Genomic DNA, 25,151 nt, shown 5'->3' with positions numbered 1-25,151 from the left:
TCCGATCCTTTAGCCGGTTGTGCCCTCCTAGCAGCTTTGCCGGAGGGTCAAAAGACGGCTTGGAGGAGGCACGGCGCGGCCCCGGTCGGGCCGCGCCGCAAGGGCGTCACTTCAGCCGGGCGATCAGCGCGCCGTTGGCGCCAAGCCAGACCTTGCCGTTGTCGGTCCGGGCATCGAGCACGAAGAGCGTCTCATCGATGCCATCGATCTCGATCTCCTGCGGCTGGTTCGACAGGTTGAAGGCGCAGACCGTCTTCTCGCCGCGATGGAAGGCCAGCACCGGCTCCTCGGTCTCGGCGAACATGGTGCGGCCCTCGCGCAAGTCGGGCGTCTCGCGGCGCAGCTTCAGCAGCGCCCGGTAGGTTTCGAGCACGGAGCCCTCGACACCCTTTTGCGTGTCGACCGCACGCGCCGCCTGCGGCGCCTTCACGGGCAACCAGGGCTCGACACGGCCAAACCCCGCATGAGGAGCGTCCTTTTCCCAGACCATCGGCGTACGGCAGCCGTCGCGCCCCTTGTCGGCGGGCCAGAAGTTGATGCCCTGCGGGTCGGTCAGCTCGTGAAACTCCATTTCGGTCTCGGTCTGGCCCAGCTCCTCGCCCTGATAGAGACAGATCGAACCCTCCATCGTCAGCAGCATCGCCGCGGCGAGCTTGGCCACCGCGTCCTGATCGCCATGCTCGGCCCAGCGCGTCACGTGGCGTGGCACGTCATGGTTCGACATCGCCCAGCAGGGCCAGCCCTTCGGCGCCAGCTTGAAGAACTGGTCGATCTGGTGGCGGAAATGCTCGGCGGTGAATTTCGGGCCCAGCATCTCGAAGCTGTAGGCCATGTGCAGCCGGTTGGCCGAGGTGTACTCGCCCATGATCTCGATCGGATGGTGACTCTCGCCGACCTCGCCGACCAGCGTGCGATCCTCGTACTCGTCCATCAACTTCCGCATCTTCTCGAGGAAGGCGATGTTGTCAGGCTGGTTCTTCGAGAAGATGTGGTACTGCATGTCATAGGGCTTGATCGCCGGGGTCCCGTCGAGGCGGAAATCGGCCGGATCGTCGCGCAGATGCTTGTCGTGGAAGTAGAAGTTCACCGTGTCGAGGCGGAAGCCGTCGACGCCACGATCGAGCCAGAACCGCATGGTGCCAAGGAGCCAGTCCTGCACTTCCGGATTGTGGAAGTTGAAGTCCGGCTGCTCTTTCAGGAAGTTGTGGAAGTAATACTGCCGACGGCGCGGCTCCCATTCCCAGGCGATGCCGCCGAAGATGGCCTGCCAGTTGTTGGGCGCCGAGCCATCATGCTTAGGGTCGGCCCAGACGTACCAGTCGGCCTTGGGGTTGTCGCGGCTTTGGCGGCTCTCCTCGAAGAATGGGTGCTGGTTCGAGCTGTGCGACAATACCTGATCGATCATCACCTTGAGCCCGAGCTCGTGTGCCCGCGCGACCATGGCGTCGAAATCCGCCAGCGTGCCGAAGGTGGGGTCGATGTCGGTATAGTTCGACACGTCGTAGCCCATATCGGCCATCGGAGAGGTGAAGATCGGCGACAGCCAGATCGCGTCGGCGCCGAGATCGGCGATATGCGGCAGCCGCGCGGTGATCCCCTTGAGATCGCCGATGCCGTCGTCATTGCCGTCCTGATAGGAGCGCGGGTAGATCTGGTAGATCACCGCGCCCTTCCACCAATTCGCCTTGCTCATCTCGAATCCTTTCGTCCCTTGGGAGCCGGGGGCTTTCGAACAGGCTTGCCCGAAGCGTTTCGGATTGGCAAGTTGCAACCGTGCATCGAGGGGAAGACATGTCGGCAACGCTCAAGGACATCGCAGCCAGCACCGGGCTGTCGGTCACGCAGGTAAGCCGCGCGCTCAACGATCATGACGATGTCAGCGCCGAGACCAAGATCCGCGTGCGCGAAGCGGCCAACGCCTTGAATTACCGGCCGAACCTTTCGGCCCGCAAGCTTGCCTCCGGGCGCTCCGGCATCGTCGGGCTGGTGCTGCCGCCGCAGGACCGGACCCCGCGCGACAGCATGTTCGTGCAGATGGTGCGCGGGCTGTCGGGCGCGTTCTCGCGACGCGGCCGGCTGTTCGTGCTGCATGCCGCCGAAGAGGGCGAGGACGTGGTCGCGGTGCATCGTCGGCTGATCGACGGTGGCTCGCTCGACGGCTTCGTGCTGATCGAGCCCGAGGAGAACGACCCGCGGGTCGCCTATCTGCGCCGCCGCGGCGTGCCGATGGTGATGCATGGGCGCGGCGCAGCGAAGCCCGATTACCCGTTCTACGACATCGACAACATCGCCGTCGGGCGCGAATTGACGGCGATGCTCCTGCGCGCCGGGCATCGGCGGATCGGCTTCGTCAACGGCATCGCCGCCACCTGCTACGCGGCGCATCGCCGGACCGGCTGGGAAATGGCGCTGCGCGAGGCCGGCCTAGAGATCGACCCCGATCTGCACGAACACGGGCAGATGACCGAAAGCGTCGGAGCCCTTGCCACGTTGCGGATGATGAATGGCGAGGCAGCGCCGACCGGCCTGATCGCAGGCAACATGCTGATCGCCAAGGGCATCTACAACGCGCTGTCGATGCTCGGATTGAAGGTGCCGGGCGACGTGTCGGTGGTGGTGCATGACGACATGCTGCCGGGCGAGGACCTGATGTCCCTGCCGGCCAGTTCCGGCACGCGCTCGGCGCTGGCGCTGAGCTGGAAGCCGCTGGCGCAGGGCCTGATCGGCGCAATCGAGGGCAAGCCGCTGGCCGAGTTGCAGCAGTTGGGCGGGTTCGAGATCGTCGAAGCGGGATCGATCGCGCCGCCGAACAGGTAGCACCCCGAAACGGTTCGGAAATTCTCGCTCCGATGGGCAACGAAGAGGTGACGGGCCATGCAGTGCCTGCAGGGCGCTGCGGCGTGCTTGGATGTGGTGGCGGCGGGTCCGAGGGTCCAGATGGGGCCCATCGGCGCCGATGACGACGCCTACCTCATATCGCGGCCAAAAGGCTGCCTTCGACGCCCAAGGATCAAGAGACATGACGACCCTCAGCACCAACCAGACCGCCCGCCCCGCCTCCCTGCTCGCCCGCCTCTTCGCCGGCATCGCCGAGCGCCGCGCCCAATCGCAGGCCTATCGCATCACCCGCCGCGAGCTTTCGGCGCTCAGCGAGCGCGAGCTGGCCGATCTGGGCATTCACCGCGCCATGATCGAGGACATCGCGACCCAGGCGGCGCGGCGCGCCTGACCTTTTGGCCAAGGCGCGGACCTTTTCCAGCGCCTTGGTGTTAACCAGTCGAGACGGCGCCGATCCTCCCCGGCAAGTCTCGAAAATACGGCGGCGGCTTCCTTCCTCCCGGGAACCGCCGCCTTTCTTTTGCGGTCAGGCCTGATGCAGGCCGAGCTGCGCCTCGTCGAAGCCAAGCTCCACCGTCAGCCCCTCGCTGCCGCCGGAGGTGCGCACGAAGCCGCCATGCTTTTGCACCATGGTACGGATCATCCGCCAGCCAAGCGAATCCGAGCGCTCCGGCCGCTCCATGCCCGGCGCGAGACCGCAACCATCGTCGGAGACCACCAGCTTCAGCATCCCCTCCTCCCGCGTGAGCGAGACATGCAGGCGGCCGCGCTCGCGATCCGCGAAGGCATGCTTGCAGGCATTGGTCATCAGCTCGCCCGCCGCGAGGGCAAGATCGGTCGCGGCATTGCCCGACAGGCTCAGCGCCTCGCCGGTGACGACCACCGTGACCTCCTGATCGGGCGTCGAGAACGCCTGACGCGTGTGCTCGGCCACGTCGCGCAAGAGCGGCAGCAGCGGCGCGTGGTCGGCGGCGGCGGCGCGTTGCAGCTGGTCGTGGATCGTGGTGATCGCCCGCACCCGAAGCTCCAGATCGCGCAGCACCTGCTTGGTTTCCTCGCTTTGGGCCGCGTTGCGGCTGAGCCGCATCAACCCGGTGACGAGGGCGAGGTTGTTCTTGGTGCGGTGATGCACCTCGGCCATGAGCAGGTCCCGCTCCTCGATCGCGTCGAGCAGGTCGCGGTTCTGCTGCGCCAGCATCGCGGCTGGATCGGCGCGGCGCAGCGCCGCCAGCGCCTCGCCGATCGCGGCGCCGATGCTGGCCGCCTCGCTCGCGGCAAGACGGGTATCGAAGCCGGCCTTGATCCGGGTCCCCTCGGGACCGCTATCGACCTCCATCCGGTCGGCGATGCGCTGCACGCCGCGCAGCCCGAGGCCGAGCCCCGGCTGCCGTCCGACGCCGGGCAGCGGGTCACCCCCGGCAAGGCGGGTTTCCAGATCGGGGATGCCCGGCCCCTGATCGATCGCCTCCACGGCAAGCTCGAGGTTGCCCGCCAGCGGCTCCAGCGACAGGGTCATCCGCCCGCCGCCGCCATGCTGGATGATGTTGCGCCCCAGCTCGAGGAGCGCGGTGACGATCCGGGTTTCGGCGAACTTGGCGAAGCCGCAATGCCGCGCCACCTCCTGACCGACCATGCGCAGCCGCACGATATCCTCGTCGGCCTCGATCTTCAGCGTGGTCAGTCTCATTCGGCGTCCTCCGAGGCGAGCCGCGCCACCAGCACGCAACAGTCATCGCGCCCCTTGTTGCGGTCGCGCATCAGATGTGCCGCGATCATCGCGCAGCTCATTCCGGCCAGAGAGGGCAGCTCCGCGTGGCTGCGCAGCGTCGAAAGGCCGTCGCTGTGCAGGATCAGCACGTCGCCCCGGCCCATCTCCGCGCTCTCGACCGGCGGCAGGCGCACCGCGCCGCCCAGTCGCCCCTCACGGCTGATCAGACGTCGCACCTGCCCATCGGCCTTCACCAGAAGCGCCGCGATGTTGCCTATTCCGGCCAGTCGCAGCCGCCCATCCGCCGCCTCGATCTGTGCCAGTGCCGCAACGGACCCGCGGCTGCCGGCGAGCCGGGCGGACAGCTCGGACAACAGCCGCGCCGGGTCCTCGCCGCGCAGGGGTTCGATGCCCGCCACCGCTTCGGCCGCCGCCACTTCGGCGCGCGGGCCGTGACCCAGCCCGTCGACGGCGAGCAGGTCGACACGGCCGGCGACATCGCGCGCGAAAACCGCGTCGCCACAGGCGCGGTCGCCGGGATAGTTCATCAGGAAGGCGCCGATCTCGACCCCCGCCAGCACCGGCGCCGGGCCAAAGCCGCAGACGGTCACGGTGCCCTGCCCCGGCGTCGAGCGTATCTCGAAGCGATCGGCCAGGCGGCGCATCGCACCGAGCCCGCCACCGGCGCTCGAACCGGTAGAAAAACCGTCGGACAGCGCGAGGCCGATATCCGCGATTCCGGGACCTGTATCGATCGCGGCGATGCAGACGCGGGAACCGATGCCGGGTTGGCGCTGCAGCAGGAGTTGCCCGCCGCGGGCATGACGCAAGAGGTTGGTGGCCATTTCCGTGACCACGATCGCCATCGCCTCGGTGCGCTCGACCGAAAGCCTGCTCTCATCGGCCAGACCGCGCGCCAGCCGCCGCGCTTCGGCCACGGCGCTGGGATCGGATATATCGACGACATGTCTCATGGATTGGCCTCCATCTCGATCGTGGTGCCCGCCCCGACACGGCTTTCGATGCGAAAGGCATCGACCAGCCGCCGCGCACCACCGAGCCCCTTGCCCATGCTGCGCGCGGTCGAGAAGCCGTCCGTCATCGCCTGATCGATATCGGCGATGCCGGGCCCCTGATCGATGCAGCGGATCATGATCCGGCGCGGGCGATCAAGGCGATAGATCTCGAGCACGCCGCCGCCCCCATGGTCGAGCGCGTTGCGGGCGATCTCGCTCACGGCGGTGACGAAGCGGGTCTTGCGCAGCGCCCGCGCGCCCAGCGCGTCCATCGCCTTCGACACCGCGATACGGGCCGCCGCGACATCGCGCTCCTGCCGCAGTTCCACCCGCCCCGCCGGCTGCGCCGGCGGGCCGCTCACGCCAGACCCTTGGCCTTGAGCGCGCGCAGCGCATGGCTCAGAGACAGCGCCGTCTTCGAGCCCGGCAGGTCCATGCCCAGTTCGACCAGCGTCATCGCCACCGCCGGGCGCATGCCCACGATGTAGGTCTCGGCCGCCAGCAGTCGCGAGATCGAGGAAAGCTGCGCGAGAATGCGGCCGACGAAGGTATCGACGATTTCGAGCGCGGCGATGTCGATCACCACGCCGCGCGCCGCCTCGTTCACGATCCGCTCGGAGAGATCCTCCTGCAGGTTGATGATGTCGGTGTCGGTGATGTTGTCGCGGATCGCGACGAGCAGGACCTTGTCGACCGTGTAGATCGAGGCCGCCTCAGACACGGGTGTCCTCGATGCGACTGATCTGGAAGCCGACCCGGCGGAACGCCTCGGCGAGGGCGGCCCGGATAGAGGGGCGCGTCGTCACCTCGCCCACGTCGACGCCAAGCTCGACCATGGTCTGGGCGATCTTGGGCGAGATGCCCGAGATGATCGCCTCGGCCCCCATCAGCCGGACCGCCGCGGCGGTCCGCAACAGGTGCTGCGCGACCTGCGTGTCGACCACGCGCACGCCGGTGATATCGACGATCACCACCTCGGCGCTGTGCTCGACGATGGAATTCAACAGGTTCTCCATCACCTCCTGCGCCCGCATCGAATCGAGCGTGCCGATCAGGGGGATGGTCAGCACCCGCTCCCACAGCTGCACCACCGGGGTCGAGAGTTCCATCATCTCGGCCCGCTGGCGTTCTATGATCTCGTCACGCTCGGCGATGAAGTATTCGTTGATATGCATCGCGAGCGCATCGACCACGCGGCCGAAATCTGCGGCCTCGGCGAGCAGACGATCGGTCCGATCCGCGAGGTTCTTGCTCAGCATCTCGAAGACAGGCTGCTTCAGCGCCAGCATGAAGGCCGTCATCTCCCAAGGCGCGACACCACGCTCGGTCCGCACCAGCGTGATCTCCGACAGCGCCATGCGAAGTTCGGACCAGTTATCGGCATCGATGTCGACGGCCTCGGTGATGTCGATGCGCGACAGCGCATCGGAGAAGGCCCGCAGCAGATCGGATAGCTGGCGACGGCTCTCGCGGTCGGAGAACAGGTCGGGGCGTCGCACGCCCTCGCGCTTCTGGGTGGCGAACCAAGCGTCGAGAACGCTGTCGAATTCTTCCCGCAGGAGGCGGCTCACTTCGGTGGTCGGCGCAACGGTCATCATCGGTCCTAACTGGTCACGGCGACATACGGATATGGTGCCGCGACAGGGAAGGAAAGGCTTGTAGGACTTCACTTGGCGGGAACTGGCCCGGCGGCGCGGCGCAGTTGCTCAGACTTTGCGGCGCCGCCCCAGCAGCGCATCGGCCCGGCCCAGCGCCGCGTCGAGCTCGGCGAAGGCGCGTGTCATCGCCTCGGGGTCCGGTTGCGGGGCGGGCGCAGGCGCCGGCCCCGCCCGTCGTGGCCGCGCCGCCAAGCGCTCGGCCAAGCCCGGCACCGACCAGATCCGCGCCGTCCGTCTACGGGTGATCTCGCGCAGCAGCCCGAGGCTCACCAGCTCGTCGATGAGGTTGGTTGCGCCACGCGGCGTCACGCCGATGCGCTCCGCCAAAAGGTTCGAGGTCAGGCAGGGCGCCGAGGCGAAAGCCTGTGCCGCATCGCCCAGCCGCGACCGGCCGTGCCGCCCCTCGCCGCAGGCGCGGGCCCGGCGCAACCAGTCACGCGCCCGGCCGATCCGCCCGATTTCCATGCCCAGTACCGCGCCCAGCCCATCGAGCAGCTCGGTCATCCCAGCGACGCTGCCCGGGGACCAGGGCCGGTAGCGCCCGACAGAGAGCGCCAGCGCAGGCGTCGCGACCCAATCGGCATCGACCCGCCCCGACAAGCCGCGCATCGGGTCCTCCTCGAAGGCTATGACGCCGCCGGGCCCCGGCGTGAGGCGCCGCCGAGCGCTCTCGACCGCCATGAACAAGGCCCGCTCGACCATCGGGTGGGCCCGCTCCGTCGCGATGCCATAGGCCGCGCTGACCCTCAGCGCTGCGAGGATCGGTGGATCGTCGGGATGTAATGCCGAAAGGCTGGCGGCAAGCGCCGCCGGGTCGGTGGAGGCCCCCTCCGAATTCGCCGCCCGTTCGTCTTCCGCAAGCCCTCCTGCCAGACGTTCGAGCCGGGCGATCGTCTTGTCGGGCTGCGCGATCGGGTCGCCGGGCATCTTGAGGGCACGGATCAACCCCAGCGCCAGCTCGCCGGCGACCGGGTCGCCATGGCCGGAACCACCGCCCGCGATCCGCGGCAACAGCTCGGTCTCGGACAGCCGGCGCCCTTCAAGTGCCACCGAGGCTACCGCCTCGGCCACCGCCAGCTCCGAGCGCCATAGATTGCCGGCATCGGGATCGGCCCGACCGAAGGCTTCGATCCGCGCCGCAAGCACTTCGACCCGCAGCAGGTCGAGCGCGCTCGGCCTACCGCTCCTGCTCGTCTTGGCCATGCATCGCCCTCATCCGCCCCGGTGCCCCGCCCGCCAGACTGGACAGATACCCGAGGACTTGTCCACCTCGCGGAGGCCTGGGGGCCAGACAGGCCCCTAGGGGCTTGGCCTCACCATTGCCCCGCCGACACACTTGATCCGTGTCCGGCAATCAGCGGCACGAGAGATGGGCGCATGAGTGCGTCGACAACCGGTGCAGCCCGGAGCTTGCGTTATTCGAACGCTGGCCCGACCCTCAGGCAGCCACTGCGGGCAGATCCGCCCGGCCGCGGGTGATCCGGAAAGGTTCGCATTGACCGGAGACAACCTTGGTCTCGATCATCCACTCCTCTCCGTCGGTGTTGCGTCCTTCGAGCGTCAGCACACCGTTGAAGTCCTGCATGGCCGAGAGGCCGGTCTCGAGCCTTGTCCAGGTCCGAAGCCAATCGGTATAACCGGGATCCAGCAAAGCTGGCCGAGGCGGGTGATCCTCGTGCAGATGACGCTCGAGGCGAAACAGACGCAGGGCACCGTCGCCATCGATTTCGAAGGTCTGAAAGCCACGTCCGAAACTTCTGGTCCGCCATTCGGTGACAGCGGTGATTTCGGCCGGCAGAGCCATCTTGCAGCGAACGAGATCGTATAGTGCCATGTCCATCCTCTTTCTTGCTATGGCTTCGGCAGACATGCCGACCCATTGGAGGAACTTGGCCTGCGGTCATGGCACCATGCCGACAACATCAGGGCCTTGTCGCGACAGATACCGTCGGCTCGTGAAGGGCTGAGAACGCGCCTGCGGCGACCGGACGCCGCTCCTAGGTCGTCGTAACGACGGCCAGAACCAGCAGCACCAGACAGCCCGCGGCTATCAGTGTGCTGCTTGCAATGCGCATCACCGCATCGCGCCACGATCCGGTTTGCTCCGCGTAATGGACCAGCAGAAAGCACAGGACCGGCACGAGGAGCCAAGCCCAAGGGGAAATGCCAAACAGGTCTGGGGATACCGTTTTCATACCTTAACAATAGTCCAGTTCGACGCCCTTCGCAGCTGAGCAATGGGAGGGCGAGGCTCTGCGGAGGTATAGGGCGGCCACGCTCCCGCCTTCGGCAAGGTACGAAAAGAGCATCGAAACCTCATCGTTCTGCCTGAAAGACCGACGCCGACATGCTCGCCTCATAGCGCCGCCGCGCCGAGGACTCCCTCGTGGAATGAGGCAGCCGTCTGAGCCTGGGTACCGCCACCAAGACCCCGACAAGCTACAAGGTGCAGCAACCAGTGCCGTTGAGAAACGCAACGGCCGAGGGGACCATCCGCTTGCGCGGATGCGATCGAGTTTCGCAGCCAGATCTTCGCTCCACTCCGCCCGTTGCTCGCCACATTCCGGCCACTGCCGAACGGCAATGAGGGGGCGAATTACCGAGTGAGTGTGCTTATCGTGACGACCGACTACGCATTGCGTTTTCTTTCCACCCTCTTTTTCGTGACACGGGCATCGGTATCGTCGCCCTGTTGGGCCTGCGCTTGTATGCGAATGTGGAAGTAGCGGACCACCCTCGCCAACCGGTGGAATCTGCAGGAGCAGCCTTTCGCCCCACCCTGTGACAGCCTTCCTCGCTGGCCTCTATTAAGCTTGCGCCAGCGAATGCGCGGAAGTCCCGCCACGTAGCCCAACTCCAAACAGCGACCGCGGACGTGTGCCACCTCAACTTGGTGGCCAACACCTTCTCCCAGCTCCCGCCTCGACATATTGGGACCTGGCTCCAGTCGAACTCGATGCCGAACAAGGAGAGGATGGATTGAGAACGCTGGAACGAACTAGGACGCGAAGCCGCCGGCTACAGGCAAAAATCAGTTCAATGGCGGAGGAGGTGGGATTCGAACCCACGGTACGCTATCACGCACGGCGGTTTTCAAGACCGCTGCAATCGACCACTCTGCCACTCCTCCGGCGCGCCTCGCCTAAGCACTGCGCGGCGATTCGGGAAGGGCTTCCGATCACGCGATTTTCCGCCCCGGGCGGCGCTAGCCGCTTTCATTGCGGCCGTCCCCCCGATATGTTCGCGTCGCGCCGCCCCGGCCTGCCGGGCCGCCGCGCCGAAACAAGAGCGGGCCGGGCAACGGTCCGAGCGGGGCAATCGAGGGACGTCACATGACAGCCACCAATTCCGTGCGGCCGGTCGCCATGCTGCTGGGCGCGCTGCTGACGCTGGGCGCCTGCGGCGAAACCGGCGGCACCGCCTCCCCCGGCGATCCCAGCCGTACCGAGATCGTGTCGCGCGACGTCGAGGCGCCCGGCATCTTCCAGGTCACCGAGCCCGGCCTGTGGGACGGGCGGCCGTCGCTGGGCGGCGTCTGGGTCGCCTATCCCGAGGTCGATGTGGAGCAGATCGGCCAGGTGGTGATTCGCAACCAGGCCAATGGCCGCTTTGTGATCGGCGCGCTGTTCCGCCGCGAGCGCGAGACGCCGGGCCCGGCGCTGCAGGTCAGTTCGGAGGCCGCCGAAGCGCTCGGTATGCTCGCCGGGGCGCCTGCGACGCTCAACGTCACGGCGCTGCGCCGCGACGAAACCGCCGCACCGGAGGCACCGGGGGCGACCACGGATTTCGACGATCCCACACCGATCGCCGCCGTGCCGCTGCCCCCCGCTTCCGGCGAAGCCGGGGCGGCAGAGCCGACCGGGGTCGCCTCTGCGCCGGCGCCCGACGCCCCTGCCGAGAGCACCCTTGAACGGCCCTTCATCCAGATCGGCATCTTCTCGGTCGAAGCCAATGCCCGCGACACCGCGACGGCGATGGAAGTCGAGGGGCTGGACGCGCGCGTCGTGGCCTCGCAGATCCAGGGCGCCGATTACTGGCGCGTCATCGTTGGCCCGGCCGAGAGCGAGGCTGCGCGCGACGCCGCCCTGACCCGTGTCAAGGCGCTGGGCTTCACAGACGCCTATTTCGTGCGAAACTGACAAGGAGCCGGGCCGCCTGAGGCCCGGGCCAGACCCTTTCGCCGGCCGTGACGAGCGGCCGCCAACCGACCGGAGCGACCCCAGATGATCCGTGCCGTCTTCCTCGCCGCCGCGACGCTCGTGGCCCTCGCGCCGCTCGCGCGCGCCCAGAGCTTCGACACCCCCGCCCGAGCGGCCTATGTGCTCGACCACACCACCGGGACCGAGCTTCTCGCCAAGAATGCCGACGAGCCGCTGCCGCCCGCCTCGATGTCCAAGCTGATGACGCTCTACATGGCCTTCGAGGCCATCGCCTCGGGGCGGCTGTCGATCGACCAGCGGCTCCCCGTGTCCGAGCACGCCGCCTCCTATGGCGGCTCCTCGATGTTCCTCGACACCACCGACCGGGTGCGGGTCGAGGATCTTCTGCGTGGCGTCATCGTGCTGTCGGGCAACGATGCCTCCGCCGTGCTCGCCGAGGCCCTGTCGCCTGACGGCACCGAGGCCGGCTTCGCGCGGCTGATGACCGAGCGGGCCCGCGACATGGGCATGGAGAACTCCACCTTCGCCAATTCGAATGGCTGGCCCGCCCCGAACCAGCGCATGTCGATGCGCGACCTGGGCATCCTCGCGAGCCACCTGATCCGCGATTTCCCGACCTTCTACCCGATGTTCGCTGAGCAGGAGTTCGAGTTCGACGGTCGCGTGCCCTCCAACAGCCAGAACCGCAACCCGATCCTGGGCCTCGGCATCGGCGCCGACGGGCTCAAGACCGGCCACACTTCCGAGGCCGGCTATGGCCTCGTCGGATCGGCCGCGCAGGACGACCGGCGGGTGATCTTCGTGATCACCGGTCTCGAAAGCACCGAGTCCCGCCGGGTCGAGGCCGAGCGCATCGTCAACTGGTCGTTCCGCCAGTTCGCGCAGCGCGACATCGGCGAGGCCGGCACCCGGATCGCCGAGGCCGAGGTCTGGATGGGCGAGCGCAACCGCGTCGGCCTGACCCTGGCCGATGACGTGTCGGTGCTGCTGCCGGTGATGTCGAATGACGATCTCGCGGCCGAGGTGGTCTATCAGGGCCCGATCGAGGCGCCGATCGAACAGGGCCAGGAACTGGCCGAGCTGGTTATCGCGCGGGAGGGGATGTCCGAGACCCGGGTGCCGCTGGTCGCCGAGACGGCCGTGGCGCGGGGCGGCTTCATGCCGCGGGTCAAGGTCGCGGCCACGGTGCTGTTCGACCGGTTCGGCCCGGAGGGGGTCACCCTGCCGGGGCTGGATCCGCTGGCCGAGGAGCCGGCGCCCGAGCCAGCCGCAGAGCCCGAGGCGCCGGCCGAAACCGAAGCCGACGAAACCTGAGCCCGTGACAACAGGGCTCTTCATCAGCTTCGAGGGCATCGACGGCTCCGGCAAGTCGACCCAGGCGCGGCTGCTGGCCGATCGGCTACGCGGTCTCGGCCACGAGGCGGTGCTGACGCGCGAGCCCGGCGGCAGCCCCGGCGCCGAGGAGATCCGGCAGCTGCTCCTCACCGGGGATACGGCCCGCTGGTCGGCCGAGACCGAGCTGCTGCTGTTCACCGCGGCGCGGCGCGATCATCTGGAGCGGACCATCCGCCCGGCCCTTGCCCATGGCCAGACCGTGATCACCGATCGCTTCGCTGACAGCACCCGCGTCTACCAGGGCGCGACGCGCGGCGATCTGCGCGCGACGGTCGACCGCCTGCACGATCTGATGATCGGCGCGGAGCCCGACCTCACCTTCCTGATCGACATGGACCCGGCCACGGCCCTGGCCCGTGGCCTTGCGCGGGGTTCCGGCGAGGACCGGTTCGAGGATATGGGCCTCGACTTCCAGAACACACTGCGCGCGGGCTTTCTCGGTCTCGCAAAAGATGCGCCCCGGCGATTTCAGGTGATCGACGGCAACCGGACGCCCGAATCCGTGGCGGCGGAGATCGCCGGCATCGCCCTGCCCCGCCTGGGGCTCCTGCCATGAGCGAGGATCTTCCCGATCCGACCGGCCTGCCCGGCCTGCCGCATCCGCGCGAAACCGCCCGACTGCTCGGACAGAATGCCGCCGAGGCCGAGTTTCTCGCGGCACAGGCCGGCGGGCGGCTGCATTCGGGTTGGCTTCTGACGGGGCCGATGGGGGTTGGCAAGGCGACGCTGGCCTACCGCATCGCGGCGCATTTGCTGGCCGGCCGCCAGGCCGCGGACGGGCTCGATCTGCAAGACGACGATCCCGACCTGCGCCGCATCCGTGCCGGATCCCACCCGCGGCTCTTCGTGCTCAAGCGTGGGCCCAACGACAAGGGCGACAGGCTTTCGGCGCAAATCCGGGTCGAGGAGATGCGCAAGCTGAAAAGCTTCTTCCATCTCAGCTCGGCCGATGGCGGGCACCGCGCGGTGATCGTCGACGCCGCCGACGAGATGAACGTCTCAGCCGCCAATGCGCTCCTGAAGGAACTGGAGGAGCCCCCGGCCAACACCACGCTGCTGCTGATCTCGCACCAGCCCTCCGCCCTGCTCCCGACCATCCGTTCGCGCTGCCGCGTGCTGAGGCTGCGACCGCTGGAGCCCGCCCCCCTGGCCGAGGCACTAGCGCAGGCCGGGGTTTCCAGCGAAGCCCCCGAGGCGCTCGCCGTGCTGGCCGCGGGATCGGTCGGCGGCGCCGCGCGGATCGCCCAGTCCGACGGGCGCGCGCTCTATGCCGATCTCGTGGGGCTCCTGTCGGGACTGCCGCATATCGACCGCCCCCGCGCCATCGCCATGGCCGAAGCCTGCGGCGGCAAGGGCGCCGAGTTGCGGTTTCCGCTGATGCTGGACCTGATTGACCTGCTGCTGACCCGCGCCGCGCGCGCCGGGCTGATGGGCGAGCCTGACCTGCAGGGCGCGCCCGGCGAAGCCCGGCTGCTGATGACACTGGCGCCCGACGCGCGGGCGGCGCGTCGCATCGCCGAGCTGGGTCAGGAGCTTTCGGCCCGGGCGCGGCACGGGCGGGCGGTCAACCTTGACCCTTCGGCGCTGCTTCTAGATATGCTGCTGAGGATCGAAGCCACCGCGGCCGGATCCGCCGCAGCCTGAGGCCAGATGACTTCTCAAGACTTTCAGCTCGTCGACGCGCATTGCCACCTCGACTTCCCCGACTTCGCCGAGGAACGGGAGGCCGTCATCGCGCGAGCGCTCGACGCCGGCGTCACCCGCATGGTCACGATCTGCACGAAATTGAAGAACGCCGACAGCGTGCGCGCGATTTCCGAGACGCATGACCCGGTCTTCTGGGCGGTGGGCACCCACCCGATGAGCGCCGCCGACGAACCCCTCGCCTCGGTCGAGGATCTGGAGACCCTGGCCCGGCATCCCAAGATGGTCGGCATCGGCGAAACCGGGCTCGACTATCACTATACCGCCGAGAGCAAGGGCGTGCAGCAGGAGTCCCTGCGTATCCATATCGAGGCGGCGCGCCGTACCGGATTGCCGCTGATCATCCATGCGCGCGACGCCGATGACGACATGGCACGTATCCTTGCCGAGGAGCACGCGGCCGGCGCCTACCAGTGCATGATGCACTGCTTCTCCTCGTCCGCCGCGCTGGGCCGCGCGGCGCTCGATCTCGGCTTCTACCTGTCGATGTCCGGCATCGCCGCGTTCCCGCGCTCGGGGGAACTGCGCGAGATCTTCGCGAGCGCGCCCCTCGACCGCATCCTCGTGGAAACCGACAGCCCCTACCTCGCCCCGCCGCCGCATCGGGGCCGCCGCAACGAACCCGCCTATACCGCGCATACGGCCAAGGTGGGGGCCGAGCTGTTCGGCCTGTCCCTGCCCGATTTCGCGGCGCGGACCTCGGCCAATTTCGACCGCCTTTTCGCCAAGGCCGCCGCCTGGAACCCGGAACGGAGCCCCGCATGAGCGACCGTCTGGAGGCGCGCATCCTCGGCTGCGGCTCTTCGGGTGGCGTGCCGCGACTGGGCAACCTCTGGGGCGATTGCGATCCCGCCGAGCCGCGCAATGCGCGCAGCCGCTGCTCGCTGCTGCTGACCCGACATGGGCCGAGGGGCGTCACCCGGGTGCTGATCGACACCTCCCCCGACCTGCGCGCGCAGCTGCTCGCGGCCGAGGTCGGCGAGCTGGACGGCGTGGTCTGGACCCATGCCCATGCCGACCATGTGCATGGCATCGACGATCTGCGGATGATCGCCTTCAACATGCGCAGCCGGCTGCAGTGCTGGGCCGACGCACCGACCCATGCGGCGCTGACACAACGCTTCGGCTATGCGTTCGAGACGCCGCCGGGCTCGTCCTACCCTCCGATCTGCGATCTGCATCGGATCGAGGGAGAGATCGGGGTCGACGGCGCTGGCGGTGAGATCCGCTTGACACCCTTCGATCTCGTGCATGGAGATATCACGGCGCTGGGTCTGCGCTGCGGCAGGCTCGCCTACCTGCCGGATGTCAGCGAAATCCCAGACGCCGCTTGGCGTCACCTCGACGGGCTCGGCTGCATGATCGTCGACGCGCTGCGCCGCAAGCCGCACCCCAGCCACGCACATCTCGACCTCACCCTCGAGTGGATCGCACGAGCCGCACCGGTACGGGCGGTGCTGACCAACATGCATTTCGACCTCGACTACGCCACGCTCGAAGCCGAAACCCCGGAGCACGTCTCCCCGGCCTTCGACGGGATGACGCTCGCCTTCGACCTGTAGGGCGAAGGGGTCCCACCCCTTCGCCAATTCGACCTGACGCATATCCGCGGCACCCGCCCGCGCGGAGGCCTTCGGATGATCCTGCTGCTCACCGTCACCTTGCCGGTCTTCCTCGTGCTGGGCTTTGGTTATCTGGCTTCGTGGCGCGGCTGGATCACCGAACCCGCGATCGACGGGCTCATGAAATTCGCCCAAGGCTTCGCCATCCCCTGTCTGCTGTTTCTCGCCATCGCGCGGCTCGATCTCGCGCAGGAGTTCGACATGGCGCTTCTGGGCAGCTTTTATGCCGGGGCGCTGGCGGGCTTCGCCGCCGGCCTCTTTGGCGCGCGGCTGATCTTCGGCCGGTCCTGGGAGGACGCGGTGGCGATCGGATTCGTGGGGCTGTTCTCGAACTCGCTGCTTCTGGGCCTGCCGATCACCGAGCGCGCCTATGGCCCCGATGCGCTGCAGGCCAACTTCGCGATCATCGCCCTGCATTCACCGTTCTGCTACGCGGTGGGCATCACGGCGATGGAGTTCGCCCGCGCGAAGGGCGGCTCGCTCAGGGAACTACCTGCCCAAGTTCTGCGCGGCATGGGACGCAACGCTCTAATCCTCGGCATCCTCATGGGCGCCGCGGTCAACCTGTCGGGGCTGCCGCTGCCAGAGGTGCTGGTCGAGGCTTTGGAACTGATGGCGCGAGCGGCTTTGCCGGCGGCGTTGTTCGGGCTGGGCGGTATCCTCCACCGATACCGGCCCGAGGGCGACATGCGCGTGATCCTCTACGTGGTCGCTGTGTCGCTCGTGCTGCATCCGGCGGTGGTCTGGGGGCTGGGCTCGCTGGTCGGGCTGAAGGTTCCCGCCTTCCGCTCGGCGATCATCACCGCGGCGATGGCGCCGGGGGTGAACGCCTATCTCTTCGCCAGCATCTATGGCCACGCCAAGCGCGTCGCCGCTTCAGCGGTCCTGATCGGCACGGTGGCCTCGGTGCTGTCGGCGACCATCTGGCTGGCGCTGCTGCCCTGACGCCGAACCCTTTAAAGGGTTCGGACAAGATCCTTCGAAGGATCTTGGTCCCGGAACGACAACGCCCCGCTCTCTGGGCGGGGCGTCGCGGTCGGCGGTGGCGGCGGGCCTCAGCCCGGTGACATGCCGCGCAGCCGCTCGGAACGGCGCCGCAGCACTTCGAGCGTCACCAGCAGCACCACCGAAATCGAGATCAGTACCGTCGCGGCCGCGAGAATAGTAGGCGAAATCTGCTCGCGCAGACCGGTGAACATCTGCCAGGGCAGCGTCTTCTGACCGGCGGAGCCCACGAAGAGCACCACCACCACCTCGTCGAAGGAGGTGATGAAGGCGAACAGGCCACCCGAGACCACGCCCGGCAGGATCAGCGGCATCTGCACCTTGAAGAAGGTACGCACCGGCCCCGCCCCGAGATTGGCCGCGGCACGCGTCAGAGAACGGTCGAAGCCCACCAAGGTCGCGGTCACCGTGATGATCACGAAGGGGATGCCCAGCGCGGCGTGGGCCAGCACCACGCCCCAGTAGGTCCCCTGCAGACCGATCCGGCTGTAGAAGAAATACATGCCCGCGGCCGAGATGATTAGCGGCACGATCATCGGCGAGATCAGCGTCGCCATGATGGCGCGGCGGAACGGCACGTGCGGCTGGCTGAGGCCGATCGCCGCGAGCGTACCGAGTGCGACCGAGATGAAGGTCGCGACCGGCGCGATCTTCAGCGAGTTCCAAAGCGGCACCTGCCAGTCGGGATTGGTGAAGAAGTCCCGGTAATGCTTGAGCGAATAGCCCTCCGGGTCCAACGCCAGCATCTTCGGGGTGAAGGTGAAGAAGTTCTCGGCGTTGAAGGACAGCGGGATGATGATGATGATCGGCGCGATCAGGAAGAAGAAGATCAGCCCGCAGATGATCCGGTAGGCATAGTGCCAGATCTTCTGGCCGGTCGAGGCGTATGGGGGAAGTGCAGCCATTCTCTCAGCCTCCCAGCTTGACGTTGTCGATGCCGACGATGCGGTCGTAGAGCCAGTAGAGCACCAGCACGAGCGCCAGAAGGATCGAGCCCAAGGCGGCCGCGAGACCCCAGTTCAGCGACGACGAGATGTGGTAGGCGATCCGGTTCGAGATGAACACGCCTTCGGTGCCGCCGACGATCTCCGGCGTGATGTAGTAGCCGATCGACAGGATGAAGACGAGGATCGAGCCTGCGCCGATGCCCGGCACCGAGAGCGGGAACCACACCCGCCAGAATGCGGTCCAGTCGTTCGCACCCATCGACTTGGCGGCCCGCACATAGGAGGGCGGGATGGTCTTCATCACCGAGTAGAGTGGCAGGATCATGAAGGGCAGCAGGATATGGGTCATCGCGATCACCGTGCCGGTGATGTTGTTGATCAGCTGCAGCCGGTTGAAGTTGTCGACGAGACCGAGCCACACGAGCGTGTCGTTGATCACGCCCTGCTGCTGCAGCAGCACCTTCCAGGCCGATGTCCGCACCAGCAACGAGGTCCAGAACGGCAGCAGCACGAGGATCATCAGCACGTTGGCCGAGCGCAGCGGCAGCGTCGAGAGAAGGTAGGCGATCGGGTAGCCCAGCAGGATGCAGGAGAAGGTGATCACCATCGACATCCACATCGTGCGCCAGAACAGCTTGAGATAGATGCGCTGGTCGTCGGGGCGGAACTGCGCCTCGCCGTCGGGGCCGTTCATCATGTCGACGGCATTGAGGAAGTAGCCGTCGGTGTATTCCGGGCTGTAGGTCTCGATCAGCTGCCACAGCTGCGGGTCCATCCAGTCCTCGTCCGAGTCCTCGAACAGCGCCTTGATCGAGACCGTCTCGAAGCCCGAGACGTCGACATCGGGGACGGCATCGGGCGGCGTCGCCCCCGCCGCGAGATCGCGGTAGAGTGTGGTGAAGACGAAGTCGGGGACATCCTCCTCCAGCGGGTCGTCCTCGTTCTCCTCGACTGTGAGGGTGACCCATTCGTCCCAGGCATCGGCGGTCAGCGGCAGCGCCTCGCGGACCGCCTCCTCCTCCATCCAGGCGACCCAGTTGGCCGGGTCCTCGAGCGCCGGGGCAGCCTCGACGAACTGGTCGGTGTAGATATCGGTGTCGAAGCGGCCGACATCGCGGCCGGTGCTGCGGAACAGCGACGACACGCCGGTCATCTCGTAGTTCAACCGGCTGCCGAGCCGGGTGTGGATCTTGTATTCCTCGGCGATCACGAGGTCGGTGTAGAGCTGCGCGAAGACCTCCTCGTCGGGCACCTCACCCTCGGGGGTGTCCTCGGCGCGCAGCGCCGCGACGGTGCGCGGCAGCGTCTCCGAGACGATCTGGTTCTCGACCGAACGGAACAGCATATCGGCGATCGGGCCGACGAAGGCCACGAGGATGAAGATCAGCAGCGGCGAGATCAGCAGAAGAGCGCGCAGCTTCTCGCGCCTGAGGGCGCGCTTCAGGGAAGCCTTGAGCGGCGTGCCATCGGCCGCCAGCATCGGGCCTTCGGTCACCTCGCCGCCCGGCAAGGCCGCCATCGGCTGCTCTGGGGGTGTCGTCGCGCTGTGGGTCATCATGCCTCCGGATCAGGGGGTGGGACGGGGCCGTGGCGGCCCCGCCCCGTCATGCGGTCACGCCGGAGGCGTTACTGGGCGAGCCAGGCCTGGAACTTGGCATCCAGGTCGTCGCGGTAGTCCGCCCACCACTCGTAGTTGTAGAGGAAGGTGTTCTCGGAGTTGGCCGGGTCGGTCGGCATGTGCGGCGCCATCTCGATCCCGAGCTCGGCGTGCTTGTCGACCATCGGTGCCGAGGACTGGCGCGCCGGACCGTAGGCGATGTATTTCGACTGGTCGGCGAGACGCTGGGTGTCGGTGGCGAAGTGAAGGAAGTCCTTCACCCGGTTCAGCGTCGGCTCGTCGAGCCCTTCGGGGATGACCCAGCCGTCCAGATCGAAGACCTGCGCGTCCCAGAGCATCTCGACCGGCTGGCCCTGCTCGGCGATCAGGCTGAACAGGCGGCCGTTATAGGTCGAGCCCATCACCACCTCGCCATCGGCGAGAAGCTGCGGCGTATCGGCGCCGGCCGACCACCAGATGACGCTGTCCTTGATGGTGTCGAGCTTGGCGAAGGCGCGGTCCTGGCCTTCCTCGGTCTCGAGCACGTCGTAGATCTCGTCCTTGGCGACACCGTCGCAGAGCAGCGCCCATTCCATGTTGCCGATCGGACGCTTCTCGAGGCTGCGCTGGCCGGGGAACTGCTCGAGATCGAAGATCGCGCAGATGTCCTCGGGCGTGCGGCCTTCCCACTCGGCGTTGTCGGTGCGGTAGCCAACAGTGGTCGAGTAGACGATCTGCGGGATGAAGCAGTCGGAGACGATCAGGTCGCCGAAATCGTCCGAGGCCGCGGTGCCGTCGGGCGCCTCGGCGAGCATCTCGTCGTGGTCGACCTCCATGGCGAGGCCCTCGTCGCACAGGCGCATGGCGTCGGAGGCCACGGCGTCGACGAGATCCCAGGTGACGTTGCCCGCCTCGTTCTGGGCGCGCAGCTTGGCGACCGCCTCGGCCGAGCTCTCGTCCCAGGTCACGGTGACCTCGGGATTGGCCTCGAGATAGGGCTCGACATAAGCCTTGCGCTGGCTTTCCTGATAGGCGCCGCCCCAGCTGACGATGGTCATCTCGTTGGCCATTTCGACATGGCTTTCGGCCCCGGCGATGGTGGCGGTCGCCACCAGCGCGGTGGTCGCGGTGAGAAGACGTGTGATGTTCATGTAGAACTCCCGTTGATTACCCGGCTCTTGGTTTCACGGGGGACGCGGTCCGGGCGACGACGCCCCGCATTTGCCGCGCCCCGTCGGGGGCGCGGTGGCGCGGTCGACTTCAGGCGTCGAGCGCGCGGCAATCCTCGGCGAGCCAGCCGATGCGGATCTGCTCGCCCGGCTTCAGCCGCGGCTGGTCGGGGGCGTTACGCGTCTTCATGATGAAGTCGTCGCGCCCGGCGACCTTGAGCCGCGTGCGGAAGGTGTCACCCATGTAGATGAACTCCTGCACCGTGGCCGGAAGCGTGTGCGCGTCGGGATGCAGGCGCTCGAGATTGGATTCGACCCGCTCGGGGCGGATCGAAACACGGGTCCGCTCCCCCACCTTCGACACGTTGACCGGCAGAGCGTCGATCACCTCGCCATCGTCGAGCCGCACCAGGCAGGAAGTCGCGTCGATCTTCTCGACCACACCTTCAAGCGTGTTGTTCTCGCCGATGAACTGGGCGACGAAGCTGTTCTGCGGCTTCTCGTAGAGCTCGTCGGGCGGCGCCAGCTGCTGGATCCGGCCGTCGTCGAACACCGCGACGCGATCCGACATGGTCAACGCCTCGGTCTGGTCGTGGGTGACGTAGACCACGGTGATCCCGAGCCGGTGCGCCAGCTCGGTGATCTCGAACTGCAGCGTCTCGCGCAGCTGCTTGTCGAGCGCGCCCAGAGGCTCGTCCATCAGCACCAGCTCGGGCTCGAACACCAGCGCGCGGGCCAGTGCGATACGCTGTTGCTGGCCGCCCGAGAGCTGTGTCGGCCGGCGGTTCTTGAACTCGCCCATCTGCACCATGTCGAGGGCGCGGGTGATCTTCTGTTCGCGCTCGGACTTGCCCAGCTTGCGCACCTCGAGCGGGAAGGAAAGGTTCTCCCCCACCGTCATGTGTGGGAACAGCGCGTAGTTCTGGAACACCATGCCGATGCCGCGCTTGTGCGGCGGGATGTTGTTGATCGACTTGCCGTCGAGACGGATCTCGCCATGCGTGGCGGTCTCGAAGCCCGCGAGCATCATCAGGCAGGTGGTCTTGCCGGAGCCCGATGGCCCCAGCATCGTCAGAAACTCGCCTTTCGGCAGCGAAAGATTGAGATCCTTAACGACGAGTTTCTCGCCGTCATAGCTTTTCTGCACGCGTTCGAACTCCACGAACGCTTCCGTACTCGAGCCTTGGGCCAAGCCTCGCTCCCCGTTGTTGTGCCGGCGGATTTGTTTCCGCGCTTGTCGAGCAAGACTAAAACAAGCTGCCCCCCGCATTGCAACCGAATAGCCGATCCGGAGATATGACGCTAAGTCATTTGCGCTGCGACGCGGCATGAAGCCCTTTCATGAAAGGCGTTTAGAAGGTCTCAATGCGGTGAGATGCCGCAGGAACAAATCGCAAAAGATAGTGCAACTCATAGATGTATTTGTAGAAAAGTTTTCTCACAAAAGGAGTTCGACATGCCTCATGGCGACATGGCGATGCCTCGAAGCGACAGTCGCGCACCGACCCGAACGGCCTCGGGAGGGACATATCAGAAGGCTGTCCACGAACCCGACGGACGCGAGAAAGGGCCTGCGTTTCCGCGGCCCTGCAGGTCGATCTTCATTCTGTCTCGGAGGATCCGGCGGCCCGCCTTGCCGGCGAGCCTGCCTGAATGGTGCGGTCGAGAAGACTCGAACTTCCACGGGTGTTACCCCACAGCGACCTCAACGCTGCGCGTCTACCAATTCCGCCACGACCGCACGTGATCAGGTAGGATGGCGGCCTCATAGCCTTGGGCTTCGGGGGAGCGCAAGAGCGAAAATCGCCAGACCCGGCGTCAACCCCCAGAAAATCGCAAAGCCTGAGCGCTTTGACTTTTTGGCCGCGCCGCGCCACCCCATCTGGGACAGGATCGAAGCGGGAGCGCGGGCAATGGTGGACTGGATCGTGAGCGACGGGCTGACGCCCTATCAGGATGCGGTGGCTGCCATGGAGGCCCGCGCCAAGGCCATCGCGGCGGGCGAGGCCCGCGAGGCGATCTGGCTGCTCGAACACCCGCCGCTCTATACCGCCGGCACCTCGGCCCGGCCCGCCGATCTCACCGATCCCGACCGATTTCCGGTGCATGAGACCAAGCGCGGCGGCCAGTACACCTATCACGGGCCCGGCCAGCGCGTGGTCTACGTGATGCTCGACGTGGGCGCGCGGGGCCGCGACGTCCGGGCCTTCGTCAAGGCGCTGGAGGGCTGGATCATCGGCACGCTGGCCGAGTTCAACGTCACCGGCGAGTTGCGCGAGGGCCGCGTCGGTGTCTGGGTGCAGCGCCCCGACAAGCCGCTGACCGTTACCGGGGCCGTGGCAGAGGACAAGATCGCGGCGCTGGGCATCCGTCTGCACAAATGGGTCAGCTATCACGGGCTGGCGATCAACGTGGAGCCGGACCTGACGCATTTCACCGGCATCGTGCCCTGTGGGATCGCCGAGCATGGGGTCACGAGCCTCGTCGATCTCGGACTTCCGGTGACCATGGCCGATCTCGACACGGCGCTGGAGCGCAGTTTCGGAGATCATTTCGATGGAACGCTGCAGCGCGCCATGTCATTATGAAGAAAGCGAGATCCGTCCTTTCCTGATGCTCCATCCACGAAACGGCAGTCTTGCGGGGCGGCACTCCGGAGCGCAGATGGCGGGGGAGAATCTCGATGGACGTCACGATCCAAGGATTGGCAACGGCCCTCCCCGATCATGAACTGCCGCAGAACCTCGTGCGCCAAGCCGCCCAGCGGGTCCTGGGCCCGAAATTCGAGAACTTCGAGCGGCTGATCCCGAGTTTCGAACAGGCCGGAATAGGCCGGCGTTGGTCGGTTGCGCCTCTGGAATGGTTCGAACGGCCACATGGCTGGGCCGACCGTAACCACGTCTACCTCGAAGGTACGCGGAAGATGTTCCGTGATGCAGCGACGGCGGCGCTCGAGAAGGCGGGCTGGCGCGCCGACGAGGTCGACGTCGTCATCACCGTTTCCTCGACCGGAATCGCCACGCCGACCCTGGAAGCTCAGCTTGCGGGCTGCATGGGCTTTCGCAGCGACGTGATGCGGGTGCCGGTGTTCGGCCTCGGCTGCGCGGGCGGCATATCGGGGCTCGCGATAGCCGCCCGTCTCGCGCAAGCGCAACCGGGCGCGAAGGTGCTTTCGGTGGTGATCGAGGCCTGCACCCCCTCTTTCCGCTCCGACAGGCTCCAGAAAGCCGATATCATTGCGACGGTGCTGTTCGGCGATGGCGCGGCTGCCGCCTGTCTTTCGACCGATGCCGTTCGCCGCGATGCAGGGCCTCGCCTTTCCCTGAAAGCCGCGCATCAGCACATGTGGCCCGACACACTGGGGATCATGGGCTGGGACGTGAACGATGACGGGCTCGGCGTGATCTTCGACCGCTCAATTCCGGGTTTTGCGGCCGAGCACTTCGCGCCAGCGGTCGACGGCGCGCTCGCGGCGGCAGGGCTGGGACGGGCCGATATCGACCGCTTCGTCTGCCATCCCGGCGGGGCCAAGGTCGTGCAGGCAATCGAGACCGCGCTCGATCTTCCACCAGACAGTCTCGATGCCGAGCGGGCGGTGCTCCATGATTGCGGCAACATGAGCGCACCCACCGTTCTGTTCGTGCTCGAGCGCGTGCTGGCCGCCGGCCAGACGGGGCGAATGCTGGCCTGCGCGCTGGGACCCGGCTTCACGGCCTCTTTTGCAGTGCTGGAGAGAGCCGAATGACCGTGGCCGCGGCATTTTTCCTCGGCTTCGTCATATCGCAGCGACTTTTCGAGCTCTGGCTCGCACGGCGAAACACGGCACGACTGCTCGCCAAGGGTGCGGTCGAACATGGCGCCGCCCATTATCCCTTCATGGTGGCGCTGCATGCCTCCTGGGTCCTGGCGCTTGTCTGGTTCGGCCATGACCAGGAACTGCGCCTGGGCTGGCTCGCATTATACGCTGTCCTGCAAGTGTTCCGGGTCTGGATTCTCGCGACGCTGGGGCGACGATGGACGACGCGGGTCATCGTCACGGGCGAGCCGCTGGTGGCGCGAGGTCCGTTCAGGCTGATCTCACATCCGAACTACGTCCTCGTGGCTGCCGAGATTGCCGTCGCCCCCATGGCGCTCGGGTTAGAAGGGATGGCCCTTGTCTTCACGCTGCTCAACGCGGCGATGCTCTGGGTACGGATCCGCTCGGAGAATCGCGCGCTTGCCCCCTACCGCGAGCCTTGAGCGCGCTCTCAGGCGATCAGGCTGCGGCACCGTGACCGTTGCCCTGCCTAGCATCTCCTTCTAGAAGGACGCCAATTGCCTGCGCGAGTCTGC

At 67.0% G+C, this 25,151-nt stretch carries 25 protein-coding genes and 2 tRNA genes; 12 read left to right on the top strand and 15 right to left on the bottom strand.

Annotation, left to right across the window (positions count from 1 at the left end; translation table 11 throughout):
• Positions 1 to 106: 106 nt before the first annotated feature.
• Positions 107 to 1,693: an alpha-amylase family glycosyl hydrolase gene (locus ACRAQ3_RS04565; protein ID WP_432255828.1), complete on the bottom strand. Its 1,587-nt coding sequence runs from the start codon at positions 1,691 to 1,693 to the stop codon at positions 107 to 109.
• A gap of 98 nt (positions 1,694 to 1,791) precedes the next feature.
• On the opposite strand from ACRAQ3_RS04565, the gene ACRAQ3_RS04560 reads away from it, so the two are divergent.
• Together ACRAQ3_RS04560 and ACRAQ3_RS04555 are read left to right on the top strand one after the other, a co-directional pair.
• Positions 1,792 to 2,817, top strand: a complete 1,026-nt coding sequence (locus tag ACRAQ3_RS04560; RefSeq protein ID WP_432255827.1) for a substrate-binding domain-containing protein — start codon at positions 1,792 to 1,794, stop codon at positions 2,815 to 2,817.
• 202 nt (positions 2,818 to 3,019) lie between these two features.
• Positions 3,020 to 3,229: a DUF1127 domain-containing protein gene (locus ACRAQ3_RS04555; protein WP_269397081.1), complete on the top strand. Its 210-nt coding sequence runs from the start codon at positions 3,020 to 3,022 to the stop codon at positions 3,227 to 3,229.
• Between the two features lie 135 nt (positions 3,230 to 3,364).
• Here the strand turns inward: ACRAQ3_RS04555 and ACRAQ3_RS04550 are convergent, their stop codons facing one another.
• From ACRAQ3_RS04550 to ACRAQ3_RS04510, 9 genes are all read right to left on the bottom strand, one after another.
• Positions 3,365 to 4,525: a sensor histidine kinase gene (locus tag ACRAQ3_RS04550; RefSeq protein ID WP_269397082.1), complete on the bottom strand. Its 1,161-nt coding sequence runs from the start codon at positions 4,523 to 4,525 to the stop codon at positions 3,365 to 3,367.
• On the bottom strand, positions 4,522 to 5,520 hold the full coding sequence (locus ACRAQ3_RS04545) for a SpoIIE family protein phosphatase (protein WP_269397083.1): 999 nt from the start codon (positions 5,518 to 5,520) through the stop codon (positions 4,522 to 4,524). The genes ACRAQ3_RS04550 and ACRAQ3_RS04545 overlap by 4 nt, the downstream gene beginning before the upstream one ends.
• Positions 5,517 to 5,924 (bottom strand): ATP-binding protein, encoded by a 408-nt coding sequence (locus tag ACRAQ3_RS04540; protein ID WP_269397084.1) that lies wholly within the window; start codon positions 5,922 to 5,924, stop codon positions 5,517 to 5,519. Before ACRAQ3_RS04540 ends, ACRAQ3_RS04545 begins: the two co-directional genes overlap by 4 nt.
• Entirely contained in the window at positions 5,921 to 6,283 is a 363-nt protein-coding gene (locus ACRAQ3_RS04535; RefSeq protein ID WP_269397085.1) for an STAS domain-containing protein, read from the bottom strand. Before ACRAQ3_RS04535 ends, ACRAQ3_RS04540 begins: the two co-directional genes overlap by 4 nt.
• Positions 6,276 to 7,157, bottom strand: coding sequence for an STAS domain-containing protein (locus ACRAQ3_RS04530; RefSeq protein ID WP_269397086.1), 882 nt, complete (start codon positions 7,155 to 7,157; stop codon positions 6,276 to 6,278). The genes ACRAQ3_RS04535 and ACRAQ3_RS04530 overlap by 8 nt, the downstream gene beginning before the upstream one ends.
• Positions 7,158 to 7,268: 111 nt before the next feature.
• Complete coding sequence (locus tag ACRAQ3_RS04525; RefSeq protein WP_432255826.1) at positions 7,269 to 8,423, bottom strand: hypothetical protein; 1,155 nt, start codon at positions 8,421 to 8,423, stop codon at positions 7,269 to 7,271.
• 235 nt (positions 8,424 to 8,658) lie between these two features.
• Positions 8,659 to 9,054, bottom strand: coding sequence for a hypothetical protein (locus ACRAQ3_RS04520; protein ID WP_432255825.1), 396 nt, complete (start codon positions 9,052 to 9,054; stop codon positions 8,659 to 8,661).
• A gap of 163 nt (positions 9,055 to 9,217) precedes the next feature.
• Positions 9,218 to 9,415, bottom strand: a complete 198-nt coding sequence (locus ACRAQ3_RS04515; RefSeq protein WP_432255824.1) for a hypothetical protein — start codon at positions 9,413 to 9,415, stop codon at positions 9,218 to 9,220.
• An 845-nt stretch (positions 9,416 to 10,260) separates the two neighbouring features.
• A tRNA-Ser gene (locus ACRAQ3_RS04510) sits at positions 10,261 to 10,350 on the bottom strand.
• 202 nt (positions 10,351 to 10,552) lie between these two features.
• Between ACRAQ3_RS04510 and ACRAQ3_RS04505 the strand changes: the two genes are divergently transcribed.
• From ACRAQ3_RS04505 to ACRAQ3_RS04475, 7 genes are all read left to right on the top strand, one after another.
• Positions 10,553 to 11,359 (top strand): SPOR domain-containing protein, encoded by an 807-nt coding sequence (locus ACRAQ3_RS04505; protein WP_432255823.1) that lies wholly within the window; start codon positions 10,553 to 10,555, stop codon positions 11,357 to 11,359.
• A gap of 84 nt (positions 11,360 to 11,443) precedes the next feature.
• On the top strand, positions 11,444 to 12,694 hold the full coding sequence (locus tag ACRAQ3_RS04500; RefSeq protein WP_432255822.1) for a D-alanyl-D-alanine carboxypeptidase family protein: 1,251 nt from the start codon (positions 11,444 to 11,446) through the stop codon (positions 12,692 to 12,694).
• Between the two features lie 4 nt (positions 12,695 to 12,698).
• On the top strand, positions 12,699 to 13,331 hold the full coding sequence (gene tmk, locus ACRAQ3_RS04495; RefSeq protein ID WP_432255821.1) for a dTMP kinase: 633 nt from the start codon (positions 12,699 to 12,701) through the stop codon (positions 13,329 to 13,331).
• Positions 13,328 to 14,419 (top strand): DNA polymerase III subunit delta', encoded by a 1,092-nt coding sequence (locus tag ACRAQ3_RS04490; RefSeq protein ID WP_432255820.1) that lies wholly within the window; start codon positions 13,328 to 13,330, stop codon positions 14,417 to 14,419. Before tmk ends, ACRAQ3_RS04490 begins: the two co-directional genes overlap by 4 nt.
• Before the next feature lie 6 nt (positions 14,420 to 14,425).
• Complete coding sequence (locus ACRAQ3_RS04485; protein WP_432255819.1) at positions 14,426 to 15,244, top strand: TatD family hydrolase; 819 nt, start codon at positions 14,426 to 14,428, stop codon at positions 15,242 to 15,244.
• The gene (locus ACRAQ3_RS04480) at positions 15,241 to 16,041 is read left to right on the top strand and encodes an MBL fold metallo-hydrolase (protein WP_432255818.1); all 801 of its coding nucleotides are present in this window, start codon (positions 15,241 to 15,243) and stop codon (positions 16,039 to 16,041) included. Before ACRAQ3_RS04485 ends, ACRAQ3_RS04480 begins: the two co-directional genes overlap by 4 nt.
• A 75-nt stretch (positions 16,042 to 16,116) precedes the next feature.
• On the top strand, positions 16,117 to 17,046 hold the full coding sequence (locus ACRAQ3_RS04475; RefSeq protein WP_269396588.1) for an AEC family transporter: 930 nt from the start codon (positions 16,117 to 16,119) through the stop codon (positions 17,044 to 17,046).
• Between the two features lie 110 nt (positions 17,047 to 17,156).
• On the opposite strand, the gene ACRAQ3_RS04470 is transcribed toward ACRAQ3_RS04475, so the two are convergent.
• From ACRAQ3_RS04470 to ACRAQ3_RS04450, 5 genes are all read right to left on the bottom strand, one after another.
• Complete coding sequence (locus ACRAQ3_RS04470; protein ID WP_269396587.1) at positions 17,157 to 18,011, bottom strand: ABC transporter permease; 855 nt, start codon at positions 18,009 to 18,011, stop codon at positions 17,157 to 17,159.
• 4 nt (positions 18,012 to 18,015) lie between these two features.
• On the bottom strand, positions 18,016 to 19,572 hold the full coding sequence (locus tag ACRAQ3_RS04465; protein ID WP_432256260.1) for an ABC transporter permease: 1,557 nt from the start codon (positions 19,570 to 19,572) through the stop codon (positions 18,016 to 18,018).
• 107 nt (positions 19,573 to 19,679) lie between these two features.
• Positions 19,680 to 20,801: an extracellular solute-binding protein gene (locus tag ACRAQ3_RS04460; protein WP_432255817.1), complete on the bottom strand. Its 1,122-nt coding sequence runs from the start codon at positions 20,799 to 20,801 to the stop codon at positions 19,680 to 19,682.
• A 109-nt stretch (positions 20,802 to 20,910) separates the two neighbouring features.
• The gene (locus ACRAQ3_RS04455) at positions 20,911 to 21,981 is read right to left on the bottom strand and encodes an ABC transporter ATP-binding protein (RefSeq protein ID WP_373568013.1); all 1,071 of its coding nucleotides are present in this window, start codon (positions 21,979 to 21,981) and stop codon (positions 20,911 to 20,913) included.
• 492 nt (positions 21,982 to 22,473) lie between these two features.
• Positions 22,474 to 22,560 (bottom strand) — tRNA-Leu (locus ACRAQ3_RS04450).
• A 172-nt stretch (positions 22,561 to 22,732) separates the two neighbouring features.
• Here ACRAQ3_RS04450 and lipB point away from each other — a divergent pair.
• The 3 genes from lipB (at position 22,733) to ACRAQ3_RS04435 (ending at position 25,058) form a co-directional block, all read left to right on the top strand.
• The gene (gene lipB / locus ACRAQ3_RS04445) at positions 22,733 to 23,407 is read left to right on the top strand and encodes a lipoyl(octanoyl) transferase LipB (protein ID WP_432255816.1); all 675 of its coding nucleotides are present in this window, start codon (positions 22,733 to 22,735) and stop codon (positions 23,405 to 23,407) included.
• A gap of 95 nt (positions 23,408 to 23,502) precedes the next feature.
• Complete coding sequence (locus ACRAQ3_RS04440; protein WP_432255815.1) at positions 23,503 to 24,564, top strand: type III polyketide synthase; 1,062 nt, start codon at positions 23,503 to 23,505, stop codon at positions 24,562 to 24,564.
• Positions 24,561 to 25,058: an isoprenylcysteine carboxyl methyltransferase family protein gene (locus ACRAQ3_RS04435; RefSeq protein WP_432255814.1), complete on the top strand. Its 498-nt coding sequence runs from the start codon at positions 24,561 to 24,563 to the stop codon at positions 25,056 to 25,058. Before ACRAQ3_RS04440 ends, ACRAQ3_RS04435 begins: the two co-directional genes overlap by 4 nt.
• Positions 25,059 to 25,151: the final 93 nt, after the last annotated feature.

Origin of the sequence: Limimaricola sp. AA108-03 (assembly GCF_050847355.1) — a bacterium.
In the GTDB taxonomy this organism is placed as follows: Bacteria; Pseudomonadota; Alphaproteobacteria; order Rhodobacterales; family Rhodobacteraceae; genus Limimaricola.
The sequence above is the reverse complement of the archived record's forward strand: the minus strand, read 5'-3'. Positions and strand labels throughout refer to the sequence as shown.

Bases quoted from the DNA above. Each gene is read 5' to 3' on its own strand.
- ACRAQ3_RS04565 (WP_432255828.1), bottom strand. From the start codon at position 1,693: ATGAGCAAGGCGAATTGGTGGAAGGGCGCGGTGATCTACCAGATCTAC.
- ACRAQ3_RS04560 (WP_432255827.1), top strand. From the start codon at position 1,792: ATGTCGGCAACGCTCAAGGACATCGCAGCCAGCACCGGGCTGTCGGTC.
- ACRAQ3_RS04555 (WP_269397081.1), top strand. From the start codon at position 3,020: ATGACGACCCTCAGCACCAACCAGACCGCCCGCCCCGCCTCCCTGCTC.
- ACRAQ3_RS04550 (WP_269397082.1), bottom strand. From the start codon at position 4,525: ATGAGACTGACCACGCTGAAGATCGAGGCCGACGAGGATATCGTGCGG.
- ACRAQ3_RS04545 (WP_269397083.1), bottom strand. From the start codon at position 5,520: ATGAGACATGTCGTCGATATATCCGATCCCAGCGCCGTGGCCGAAGCG.
- ACRAQ3_RS04530 (WP_269397086.1), bottom strand. From the start codon at position 7,157: ATGACCGTTGCGCCGACCACCGAAGTGAGCCGCCTCCTGCGGGAAGAA.
- ACRAQ3_RS04525 (WP_432255826.1), bottom strand. From the start codon at position 8,423: ATGGCCAAGACGAGCAGGAGCGGTAGGCCGAGCGCGCTCGACCTGCTG.
- ACRAQ3_RS04520 (WP_432255825.1), bottom strand. From the start codon at position 9,054: ATGGCACTATACGATCTCGTTCGCTGCAAGATGGCTCTGCCGGCCGAA.
- ACRAQ3_RS04515 (WP_432255824.1), bottom strand. From the start codon at position 9,415: ATGAAAACGGTATCCCCAGACCTGTTTGGCATTTCCCCTTGGGCTTGG.
- ACRAQ3_RS04505 (WP_432255823.1), top strand. From the start codon at position 10,553: ATGACAGCCACCAATTCCGTGCGGCCGGTCGCCATGCTGCTGGGCGCG.
- ACRAQ3_RS04500 (WP_432255822.1), top strand. From the start codon at position 11,444: ATGATCCGTGCCGTCTTCCTCGCCGCCGCGACGCTCGTGGCCCTCGCG.
- ACRAQ3_RS04490 (WP_432255820.1), top strand. From the start codon at position 13,328: ATGAGCGAGGATCTTCCCGATCCGACCGGCCTGCCCGGCCTGCCGCAT.
- ACRAQ3_RS04485 (WP_432255819.1), top strand. From the start codon at position 14,426: ATGACTTCTCAAGACTTTCAGCTCGTCGACGCGCATTGCCACCTCGAC.
- ACRAQ3_RS04480 (WP_432255818.1), top strand. From the start codon at position 15,241: ATGAGCGACCGTCTGGAGGCGCGCATCCTCGGCTGCGGCTCTTCGGGT.
- ACRAQ3_RS04475 (WP_269396588.1), top strand. From the start codon at position 16,117: ATGATCCTGCTGCTCACCGTCACCTTGCCGGTCTTCCTCGTGCTGGGC.
- ACRAQ3_RS04470 (WP_269396587.1), bottom strand. From the start codon at position 18,011: ATGGCTGCACTTCCCCCATACGCCTCGACCGGCCAGAAGATCTGGCAC.
- ACRAQ3_RS04465 (WP_432256260.1), bottom strand. From the start codon at position 19,572: ATGGCGGCCTTGCCGGGCGGCGAGGTGACCGAAGGCCCGATGCTGGCG.
- ACRAQ3_RS04460 (WP_432255817.1), bottom strand. From the start codon at position 20,801: ATGAACATCACACGTCTTCTCACCGCGACCACCGCGCTGGTGGCGACC.
- lipB (WP_432255816.1), top strand. From the start codon at position 22,733: ATGGTGGACTGGATCGTGAGCGACGGGCTGACGCCCTATCAGGATGCG.
- ACRAQ3_RS04440 (WP_432255815.1), top strand. From the start codon at position 23,503: ATGGACGTCACGATCCAAGGATTGGCAACGGCCCTCCCCGATCATGAA.
- ACRAQ3_RS04435 (WP_432255814.1), top strand. From the start codon at position 24,561: ATGACCGTGGCCGCGGCATTTTTCCTCGGCTTCGTCATATCGCAGCGA.